The organism is Weissella fangxianensis, assembly GCF_024718545.1.
Lineage (GTDB): Bacteria > Bacillota > Bacilli > Lactobacillales > Lactobacillaceae > Weissella > Weissella fangxianensis.
Map to the genome: position 1 here is coordinate 1 of NZ_JAMXDB010000069.1, position 2,988 is coordinate 2,988.

A 2,988-nucleotide genomic window follows, 5' to 3' on the forward strand; every position below is an offset into this window, starting at 1 on the left:
ATATCTATTACTACAATAATAAACGGATTAAAACAAAACTGGCCGGAAAAACTCCGGTTCAATACCGAAATCTTTCCGACCAGCTAGTTGCTTAAACTTCTCTCCAATTTTTGGGGTTCAGTTCAGCACGTTCTTTTTGTCATTAAAAAAATTGTGGTGTCGTCGTCTGATGATTCATTTCAGCAATCAATAACATATCAATCATCTGTGGTGGTACAAAATTATTGCCTGCTAATAATGCCTGCCCAACATTTTGGTGAGCAATTTGTTGACCATAATCTTGTAATGCCGGTAACTGTGCCAGTTCGCTACTCGTATTTAATTGATGAACTAAGTAGTGACCGAACTGACCTAATAGCGATGCTGGTAAATCAAGCGGGCTTTGCGTTGTTAACATTAAAAACAATCCCGACTTGCGACCTTCACGAGCAATTCTAAAAATACCATTACTTGTCAAATCGTCAGCCATCACATAACGATGAGCTTCATCAATCAACAAAGTAACCGGGACACTATGTTTTAGTTGTTGCTTTTCGCGCAACAATGACGTCGTTAGTAATGAAACAATGACTTTCCCCATTGCCAGATTATCCGCAAACAATGAACAATCAATCACCAAAATCTTATGATCACTGCGATGACCAGCAAACAATCGCAATAAATACATGACATCCGTTTGCATATTGGCTGGCGCTGGTTCATCTTCCGGTAAAGGCATATGGTAGAGCTGCTGAAAACGCTGCTGGCTAGTTAAACGCTTAATACGTCGAATTAATGGCAGACATTTTGTAAAGCCACTTTCATCAATCTTCTGACCGATGACGTCAAAGTTATCAACTGGCACAGCATATTCTTGCCGAAGTTGTTCTGGCAACAATCCTAGGTCAACTGGTTGTGGGTAGTGATACAGTTGGTGCATATCTTTTTCAAAATCATCCCATGTACGATTAATTTTCGTATAGACCCCTGGTTGTTTCACAATGTTTTTTTGAATTTTTAAACTGTCGAGTGCATCTGATAATTTTTCCTGTATTTCAGGATCGTCCACCCCAAACAGTAAGTTTAAATCCTGACCGGTTAACTTCTCATAATCAATGTAAGCATTGTAACCTAACTTGGCGACAACGGCATTTGGTAGATGCGTATATTCGCCAGTTGGATCAATAATCATGGTTGTCTGATTTTGAGCCATTAAGTCATGCAAAATCGTCATGGCGCTTGTCGATTTACCACTGCCAGTCGCACCCACAATCAATAAATGTTGTTGCAACAGTTTATCTGCTGATACCGTTAGTTCTTCTGATAATGGTATTGAAATCATATTTTTCACCCCCTTTTTCAACTTAAAATAAACGAATTAAGTCCCAACTAACATTGATCAACCAAATGACTGCTGTCGCAAAATACAGCCATCTTTCCTTTGTTCGACTAGTAAACCCGATAATGAGAAATAAAATAAGTACCGCCAAATGATACCAAATGACCTGATCGATAAACACATCAAATAATGAATAGATACCCAGGAGTAGCATCATAATGGCAAATACAATTAATACCCACTTACCAAAGTGAAATCCTTTTTTCACAATCTTTGTTCCTCCAATAAAATCACTAATACTATGTTACCGTTAGTTATGGAATAATGCGATAGCAACTACTTGCAAATTATCATTTTAAATGCGAAAGTAAACTTAGATTAATAAGGAGGCTTTTTATGTCAATTCCAAGTATTACATTGAATGATGGTCATCAATTACCTAGTTTGGGTCTTGGTACCTATCAACTTAAAGGTGGCGCAGGATTCCAACAAATTCTGGCAGCAATTAAAAGTGGTTATCGTCTCATTGATTCAGCTACTAATTACGACAATGAAGGAATTGTTGGTAAAGCAATCCGTTATTCTGGCGTGCCACGTTCAGAATTTTTCATTACCTCAAAGTTACCAGGTAAATACCATGACTATGAAAGCGCTCGAGATGCTATCCAAGAGTCATTAGCCCGCATGGGAATCGATTACTTTGATTTGTATATCATCCACTGGCCATTACCTAAGCGTGGTTTATATGTTGAAGCTTGGCAAGCTTTAGTTGATGCACAAAAGCAAGGTTTGATTCGCTCTATTGGTGTGTCTAACTTCGAGCCTGAACATCTAGATCGTATTATTGAAGAAACTGGTGTTAAGCCAGCAGTTAACCAAATTGAAATTCACCCATATTGGGTCCAAGAAGACAATGTCTTAGAAAATCTACGCCGTGGTATCAAGGTTGAAGCTTGGAGCCCACTTGGCCGTGGTAGTTCAGCATTAAAGGAACCAGTTGTCAAAAAGATTGCCGACAAATATGGTAAGTCAACAAGTCAAATTATTACACGTTGGCATATTGACCGCGGTATTATTCCAGTTCTACGTTCAGCTAATCCAGCTCACCAACGCGAAAATCTGGATGTCTTCGATTTTGCATTAGAAAACAGCGAAATCGCAGCAATCAACGAACTAAATCAAGAAGACGGTCGTATCGATGGTCAAGATCCAAATGAATACGAAGAGTTTGAGTAAATAAGAGAGTGTGATAACAAGCGTTTAGCATTCCGGTATAAGGCCTGTTTTGTGCCTTGACGCTGCAAAGCGGCTGGGTCAAAATTGGACTTATATAAGGAATGCTGCTTGTAGGAGCACGTTTAAAGAGAGCTGATAAGTTACCGTTTTGAAATCCAAAATAAGTGATAAATTTGGCGCACCGTCGGAGCGACTGCGTAGGTGTGTGACATATTTATCGCTTATTTTTGATGGACTGGTAACTTATCGCGTTTATGAAGAGTGTGATAACAAGTGTTTTACACTCTAAAACCAACAAAAGCACAGATTGAACTGAACCCCAAAAATTGGAGAGAAGTTTAAGCAACTAACTGGTCGGAAAGATTTCGGTATTGAACCGGAGTTTTTCCGGCCAGTTTTGTTTTAATCCGTTTATTATTGTAGTAATAGATATA

At 38.7% G+C, this 2,988-nt stretch carries 5 protein-coding genes; 2 read left to right on the forward strand and 3 right to left on the reverse strand.

Going from position 1 to position 2,988, the window contains the following annotated elements:
• Positions 1-2: 2 nt before the first annotated feature.
• A complete protein-coding gene (locus NGR58_RS09995) occupies positions 3-95 on the forward strand; it encodes an IS3 family transposase (protein WP_407077141.1) in 93 nt (30 codons plus the stop codon).
• Positions 96-142: 47 nt separating this feature from the next.
• Here NGR58_RS09995 and NGR58_RS10000 read toward each other — a convergent pair whose 3' ends face one another.
• Together NGR58_RS10000 and NGR58_RS10005 are read right to left on the reverse strand one after the other, a co-directional pair.
• Positions 143-1,321, reverse strand: coding sequence for an ATP-binding protein (locus NGR58_RS10000; RefSeq protein WP_258089349.1), 1,179 nt, complete (start codon positions 1,319-1,321; stop codon positions 143-145).
• A gap of 22 nt (positions 1,322-1,343) precedes the next feature.
• Positions 1,344-1,586 carry a hypothetical protein gene (locus NGR58_RS10005; protein ID WP_258089350.1) on the reverse strand — a complete coding sequence of 81 codons (243 nt, stop codon included), beginning with the start codon at positions 1,584-1,586 and terminating at the stop codon, positions 1,344-1,346.
• A gap of 128 nt (positions 1,587-1,714) precedes the next feature.
• Here NGR58_RS10005 and NGR58_RS10010 point away from each other — a divergent pair, with 128 nt between their 5' ends.
• Complete coding sequence (locus NGR58_RS10010) at positions 1,715-2,554, forward strand: aldo/keto reductase (protein ID WP_258089351.1); 840 nt, start codon at positions 1,715-1,717, stop codon at positions 2,552-2,554.
• A gap of 338 nt (positions 2,555-2,892) precedes the next feature.
• Here NGR58_RS10010 and NGR58_RS10015 read toward each other — a convergent pair whose 3' ends face one another.
• A complete protein-coding gene (locus NGR58_RS10015) occupies positions 2,893-2,985 on the reverse strand; it encodes an IS3 family transposase (protein ID WP_407077141.1) in 93 nt (30 codons plus the stop codon).
• Positions 2,986-2,988 lie beyond the last annotated feature (3 nt).

Bases quoted from the DNA above. Each gene is read 5' to 3' on its own strand.
- NGR58_RS10000 (WP_258089349.1), bottom strand. From the start codon at position 1,321: ATGATTTCAATACCATTATCAGAAGAACTAACGGTATCAGCAGATAAA.
- NGR58_RS10010 (WP_258089351.1), top strand. From the start codon at position 1,715: ATGTCAATTCCAAGTATTACATTGAATGATGGTCATCAATTACCTAGT.